Raw genomic sequence first — 6,240 nt, 5'->3', positions numbered from 1 at the left:
CTCCCCGCCCGCCGGGAGGCCGCCCAGACCCCGGCCAGGGAGACCACGAGCCCGAGCGCGAAGGCCGCCGCCGGGACCCACCAGGTGAACCGCACCGCGAAGCCCGCCGGTTCCAGGCCGCCGTCGACCAGCAACCCGGCCATCGCGGGCGCCAGCGGCAGCCCGAGCACGGCGCCGACCCCCGCCGCGAGGCCCCCCACGGTCAGCGCCTCCCCGTACAGCAGCCGCCGCAGCTGCCGCGGCGTGGCGCCGACGGCGCGCAGCAGGCCGAACTCACGGCGGCGCTGGGCGACCGTGAAGGCGAAGGACGATGACACGACGAAGACGGTGACGAAGGTGGCGAGCACCGTCATGGCGGTGACCACCTGGGCGCCGATCCACCGCGTCATCTCGTCCTGTCGCGGGGCGAGCGCGTCCCGGGCCGAGCCGGACAGCACCCGGCCCTCGGAGCCGACGACCTCCCGCGCGGCCTCCGCCACCCGATCGGGGTCGGCGTCGGGCGCGAGGGTGAGACCGATGACGCGAACGCCGCCCGCCAACTCGCCGGCCCGCTCGTCGGTGACGTAGTAGCCGGGGCCGGCCATCGTCCCCGAGACCGTGAAGTCCACCGGGCCGTCCGCCGTCAGGATCGTCACCCGCTCACCCGGCCGTGTACCGAGTGCCCGGTCCACCACGATGTCGTCGGCGGCGGCCGGCGGACCGCCGGCCGCCAGACCGTATGAGGCGAGCGCCGCGGTGGACCAGCCGTGGCCCTGCCGCTCGCCGGCACGCTGCTCGGTGCCGACGGCCTGGGCGTAGAAGTCACGCACCGGGACCGCCGACTCGACCTCCGGCAGCGCGGCCAGCGCGGCCCGCAGCCGCTCCGCCCGCTCGGGCGCCCACGGCGGCGGCTGGGTGAACACACCGCCGACCCGTGCCCCTTCGGGGCTGGCGACCAGCACCGGGGCGCCGGCCAGCCGCTCGGGCACGCCCGTGCCGCCCGAGAGGAGGATCAACGCGCTCATCGTCACCACGGCGACGCCCACCGCGACCGCGACGAAGGATCCGAGCAGGGAGACCCAACGCCCCCTGACCATGGCCCGGCTGATCACGACCGGACCTCCAGCGCCGCCATGCGGGCGGCTATCGCCTCGGCCCCCGCGCCGCCGGGCACCTCGTCCGCCAGCCGCCCGTCCGCCAGCAGCACGACCCGGTCGGCGACCGCCGCTGCGGCCGGGTCGTGGGTCACCATGATCACCGCCTGCCCGTCGGCGTCGACCAACTGCCGCAGCAGCCCGAGCACGACCCGCGACGCGGCGCTGTCCAGCGCACCGGTCGGCTCGTCCGCGAAGAGCACCGCCGGGCGCGCTATCAGGGCCCGGGCGATCGCGACGCGCTGCTGCTGTCCCCCGGACAACTCGCTCGGCCGATGCCCCGACCGGTCGGCGAGGCCGACCCGCGCCAGGGCGTCGCGCGCGGCGCCGGCCGCCGGGCGCCGCCCCGCGAGCCGCAGCGGCAACTCGACGTTCTGCGCGGCGGTCAGCGCCGACACCAGGTTGAACGCCTGGAAGACGAAGCCCACCCGGTCCCTGCGCAGCAGGGTGAGGGCGTCCTCGCCGAGGCCGCCGAGCTCGGTGCCGTCGATCCACACCTCGCCCGCTGACGGGCGGTCGATGCCGGCGGCGCAGTGGAGCAGGGTCGACTTGCCCGAGCCGGAGGGGCCCATCACGGCCGTCATCGTGCCGGGGGAGAAGTCGATGGTGACACCGTCGAGGGCCGTGACGGTGTGCTCCCCTGCGCCGTGGCGCTTGCGTACGGCGCGGAGCCGGACGGGAGGGGGAGCGGGATCGGTCTGTGTAACGGTCATGGCTCAAGGCAACGCCACGGTGGCCCACCGGCACATTGGTGCCAGGGCGAGAACTAATACTCCACCTGGCACTACCGCCCGGGCCGCGTCCACTCGGTACGGTCGGTCGCGTGTTTCCCCGTAACGTCCTGGAGGCTCTCAGCTACCGGCCTCTGGGGTATCTCCGTAGCAACTGGCCCTTGCGGGCGGTGACATATCTCCTGACCGGCGGTTTCTTCAGCACCGCGCTCGGTCTCGCGCTGATCGGCGTGCTGACCGCGCCCTTCGGCAGGGTGATGGGCGTGCTCGCGGCCGTCCATATCCTGGCCTTCGCCATCCTGATGGCGGGCCCGTTCGAGAGATGGCGCCTCACACTGATAGACAGCGAGCCGCTGCGGCCGCTCGACGGCTGGCGGACGGTGAGCTACGGCGCCGTCTCCATCGTGGCCGTGGGCTGGGCGGACCTCGCCGTCGTCCTCGTGTCGATCGGCATCCCCGGCTTCCTGCTGTTCGCACCCCTCCAGCCGACCGCCGCGCCCTGGCAGACGATCGCCGGCCCGGTCGCCGGAGCGGTACTGCTGCCCGTGGCGGCCTACCCCATCGGCGCCTGGGCCGGGGCTCGCGGCGCCCTCGCCAGGGCCGTCCTCGCCCCGAAGGACGGCGAGTTGCGCGAGGTGGTCCGCTCCCGGGCGCGAATTGTCGACGCCTTCGAGACGGAGCGTCGGCGCATCGAGCGCGACCTGCACGACGGCGCCCAGCAGCGCCTGGTGGCGCTGCACATGAAGCTGGGGCTCGCGGCGCTCGACCTGGCGCCGGGCAGCGTCGCGGCCAAGGAGATCGGCGAGGCTCACACGCTCGCCGGGGAGGCGCTGGCGGAGCTGCGCGAGCTGATCAGGGGAGTCCACCCTCAGGTGCTCACCGAGCGCGGAATCCCGGCCGCCGTCCGGGACATAGCCGGGCGCTCCCCCGTCCCGGTCGACCTGGACATCGACCTCCCGGACCGACTGCCGCCCAGCGTCGAGGCCACGGCGTACTTCGTGGTCACCGAGGCGCTGACCAACATCGCCAAGCACAGCGGGGCCGACCGGTGCCGCGTCGCGGCCCGCGGCACCGAGGGCGTGCTCCGCCTGGAGATCGAGGACGACGGCGTGGGCGGAGCCGACACCGCGCGGGGCAGCGGCCTGATCGGCCTGGCCGACCGGATCGCCGTGGCCGACGGCAGAATGTTCCTGTCAAGTCCGCCCGGCGGGCCCACCCTGATCAGAGCGGAGATCCCGTGTCACCACCCCTCCGCGTCCTGATCGCCGAGGACGCCGTGCTGCTGCGCGAGGGCATGGTCCACCTGCTGCGCCGCTTCGGCCACGAGGTGGTCGGCGCCGTCGGCGACGGGCCGTCCCTGCTCGCCGCCGCCCAGCGGGAGAAGCCCGACCTGGTCGTCGCCGACGTCCGCATGCCCCCCGACTACCGCGACGAGGGCCTGCGCTCCGCCCGCAGACTCCAGGCGGAGCAGCCAGGTCTCGCGGTGCTGGTGCTCAGCCAGTACGTCGAGCAGACGTTCGCCGAGGAGTTGCTCGAAGTGCGCCGGGGCGGCGCGGGGATGGGGTATCTCCTCAAGGAGCGCATCGGGGACGTCGAGGAGTTCGCCGACGCCCTCGACCGGGTCGCGGCCGGGGCGACGGTCGTGGATCCCGAGGTGGTGCGCCAGCTGCTGGCCCGGCGCCGGGACCCGTTGAGCCGCCTCACGCCGCGCGAGCACGAGGTGCTCGCGCTGATGGCCGAGGGCCGGTCCAACGCGGCGATCGCCCGGCGCCTGGTGGTGACCGAGGCCGCCGTCGCGAAGCACATCGCCAGCATCCTGGCGAAGCTGGACCTCCCGCCGGCCCCGGACGACCACCGCCGGGTGCTCGCCGTGCTGGCCTACCTCCGGGTCTGACGGGGAGCCGGTTGAGCGCCGGGGCGGCCGACCGTCATCCGGCCTTCGCCCGAGCGGCCGGCAGCGACTCGAAGAGCGCGGTCCACTGGTCGCGGATCGCCTCGGGCGAGTACGCCTGCACGGTGGTCAGCGCCGCGTCGCCCATCTGCGCCCGCAGGCCCTCGTCGGTCATCATCGTGCGCAGCGCTGCCGCCAGGCCGTCCACGTCCTCGGGCGGGACGAGCAGCCCCTCCTTGCCGTCCGTGATCACATCCGCCGGGCCCGTCGGGCAGTCGAAGCTCACCACCGGCAGCGCGTGCGTCATCGCCTCGATCATCACCATCGGCAACCCCTCGGCCCGCGAACTCAGCACGTACAGCGAGGCCTTGGCGAGCTCCTCGTCCATCTGGTCGGTGCGGCCCATCAGGAAGACGTGGTTGTAGAGGTGGCGCTCGTCGATCATCCGGCGCAGCTGCTTCCCGCGGTCCCCGGTGCCGTAGATCCGCAGCTGCCAGTCGGGGAAGTCGTCCACCACCTGGGCGTACGCCTTGATCAGCAGGTCGAAGCCCTTCTGCGGGCGCAGCCGCCCGGCCGCGACCGCGATCCGGCTGGCGCACGTCGACGGCTTCTGCTTCAGCGAGTGGACGGCGTTGGGGATCCACTCCACCCGGGTGCCGGGCGCGACCCGCAGGTAGTCTTCCCGATCCCGCTGGGTCAGCACCGCGATCGCGTCGAACCGCCCGTACCAGCGGGCGATGGCCGCCCGCACGTCCGGCTGGTGCACCGCCAGGTTCATGTGCTCCTGGGCCACCCGCAGCACGCCGCGGGTGGCGAAGCGGGCGGCGAGCAGGTTCAGCGAGGGCCTGGTGGTCACCAGCACCCCGTCCCGCAACTCGCCGAGGTAGCCGATGACCTGGCGCTCGATGCCGCGGGTCAGCGCCGAGTGGCTGCCCTCGCCGCGCGGCACGTAGCGGGGCGCCAGCTCCGCCCGGCGCGCCGCGAGCCGGCCGAGCCATCCGCGCGGCTCGGTGCCTGGCCCTTCGTGCCCCGGTCGCAGGTCGCACAGGGCGAACAGCCGCACCCGGGGATCCAGCGGGAAGTAGGGCCGGTCGGCGCGCCGTAGCACGCTGACCACCCGCACGTCGTGGCCCGCCGCGGCCAGCGCCCCGGCCTGGGTGAACACCGTCCGGATGGTGCCGCCCATCCCGTAGGCGTGCAGCAGCAGATAGCGGATCTTCATCGCCCGGCTCGCACCTCGACGGAGAGATTGTCCTTGATCGTGTAGTACGGCCGCACCAGCGCCGTCAGTTCGCCCCTGGTGACCCGCTGGTCGGGGAAGACCATGATCTTCTTCTTGCCCCTGATGTCGTCGAGCAGCCGACCCACCCGCAGCCCGGCGCCGCCGTCCCCCGGGGGTGCCAGCCACACGTCCCACAGCACCGGCGGCTCGAACGGGCCCTCGGGCACCAGGTCGGCCACCGGCAGCGAGGCGTCGAAGGCCACCCCGTCGAGCGGCGCCGGATAGCGCAGCGCCCGGTGCTCAGCCGCCGCCCGCCGGGTCAGTCGCAGCGCCCAGCCACCGGCCGTCGTCGGCTCGGGGTCGTGGTCGTGCAGCCGGCCGACCAGCCGCAGCGCGCCGTCCCGTGGCCACACCTGGGCCAGCTCGGCGTGGCCCCTCACGAGGTCCGCCCGCTGCCGATCAGCGGGCCGGCGGCCGCCTCGGCCTCCGCCCCCGCGTATCCCCAGGCGGCGCAGATCTCCCGCAGCACCGCCGGCGTGGCGTCCGGCGGCGGCAGTTCACGGCCTGGCTGGACCCGGCCGGACCTGACCTTCTCGCGCCAGTCGCCGAGCCCCTTCTCCAGGCCCGCCGTCCCCCCTGGCGCCTGCCCGTACTCCACCATCCCTGGCTCGAAGCCGACCTCGAGGAAGTCGCATACCCCGCGCAACGTGGCCTCCGGATCGGCGGTCAACTCCTCGTAGCGCACGGTGTGTCCGGGCAGCGCCCGGCGGGCCCGCTCCACCGCGTTGAGATAGCGCAACGCGTCGTGCGCGGCGTGTTCCGGGCTCCGCTTCACCGGGTCAGCCTCGTGCCAGGAGCGGGCGACGGCGGCCGGGTGGCGCAGCAGGAACAGGAACCTGGCATCCGGCCAGCAGGCGGCGACCCGCCGGAACACGAAGGCGTTGCCCGGGGTCTTCTCCACCAGGATCTGCTTGCCGGAGCGCACCAGCTCCCGGTGCAACACCCGGTCCCACAGCAGGTGTTCGAGCTCGGTGCGGTCCATGCCGAGCAGGCTGAGCGAGCGGTCGGCGAGCCGGGTGGCGTGCGCCACCTCAAGGCGGCGGAAGTGCAGTTCGTGCGGCGCGTGCAGCCGGGAGTGCGCGTTGAGGGTCAGCCGCAGCAGGGTGGAGCCCGAGCGCACCGGCGCGATGATGAACACGGGGCGGCGCAGCAGCCGATCCCTGGCCGGATCGGCCGGCGGCCGGGGGTGGAGCGGTCCCCGGG

General features: G+C 74.3%; 7 protein-coding genes. 2 read left to right on the top strand and 5 right to left on the bottom strand.

Features of this window, described 5'->3' with window-relative positions; all coding sequences use genetic code 11:
* The coding region (locus E1265_RS32120; RefSeq protein WP_132934483.1) for an ABC transporter permease at positions 1-1,091 on the bottom strand (1,091 nt) is incomplete at its 3' end.
* Entirely contained in the window at positions 1,088-1,846 is a 759-nt protein-coding gene (locus E1265_RS32115) for an ABC transporter ATP-binding protein (protein ID WP_132934482.1), read from the bottom strand. The genes E1265_RS32120 and E1265_RS32115, both read right to left, overlap by 4 nt.
* Positions 1,847-2,034: 188 nt before the next feature.
* Between E1265_RS32115 and E1265_RS32110 the strand changes: the two genes are divergently transcribed.
* Both E1265_RS32110 and E1265_RS32105 read left to right on the top strand, forming a co-directional pair.
* On the top strand, positions 2,035-3,126 hold the full coding sequence (locus E1265_RS32110) for a histidine kinase (RefSeq protein ID WP_347877270.1): 1,092 nt from the start codon (positions 2,035-2,037) through the stop codon (positions 3,124-3,126).
* Positions 3,102-3,758 (top strand): response regulator transcription factor, encoded by a 657-nt coding sequence (locus E1265_RS32105; protein WP_207931293.1) that lies wholly within the window; start codon positions 3,102-3,104, stop codon positions 3,756-3,758. Before E1265_RS32110 ends, E1265_RS32105 begins: the two co-directional genes overlap by 25 nt.
* A gap of 34 nt (positions 3,759-3,792) precedes the next feature.
* Here E1265_RS32105 and E1265_RS32100 read toward each other — a convergent pair whose 3' ends face one another.
* From E1265_RS32100 to E1265_RS32095, 3 genes are all read right to left on the bottom strand, one after another.
* Positions 3,793-4,977, bottom strand: a complete 1,185-nt coding sequence (locus tag E1265_RS32100) for a glycosyltransferase family 4 protein (protein WP_132934481.1) — start codon at positions 4,975-4,977, stop codon at positions 3,793-3,795.
* On the bottom strand, positions 4,974-5,417 hold the full coding sequence (locus E1265_RS37490) for a hypothetical protein (protein ID WP_165953952.1): 444 nt from the start codon (positions 5,415-5,417) through the stop codon (positions 4,974-4,976). The genes E1265_RS32100 and E1265_RS37490 overlap by 4 nt, the downstream gene beginning before the upstream one ends.
* The coding region (locus E1265_RS32095) for a sulfotransferase (protein ID WP_165953951.1) at positions 5,414-6,240 on the bottom strand (827 nt) is incomplete at its 5' end. The genes E1265_RS32095 and E1265_RS37490, both read right to left, overlap by 4 nt.

This window comes from Streptomyces sp. 8K308, from assembly GCF_004348315.1.
In the GTDB taxonomy this organism is placed as follows: domain Bacteria; phylum Actinomycetota; class Actinomycetes; order Streptomycetales; family Streptomycetaceae; genus Streptomyces.
The sequence above is the reverse complement of the archived record's forward strand: the minus strand, read 5'-3'. Positions and strand labels throughout refer to the sequence as shown.

What these genes read in the sequence shown, in the direction of transcription:
- E1265_RS32100 (WP_132934481.1), bottom strand. Translation starts at nt 4,977, where the DNA reads ATGAAGATCCGCTATCTGCTGCTGCACGCCTACGGGATGGGCGGCACC.
- E1265_RS32115 (WP_132934482.1), bottom strand. Translation starts at nt 1,846, where the DNA reads ATGACCGTTACACAGACCGATCCCGCTCCCCCTCCCGTCCGGCTCCGC.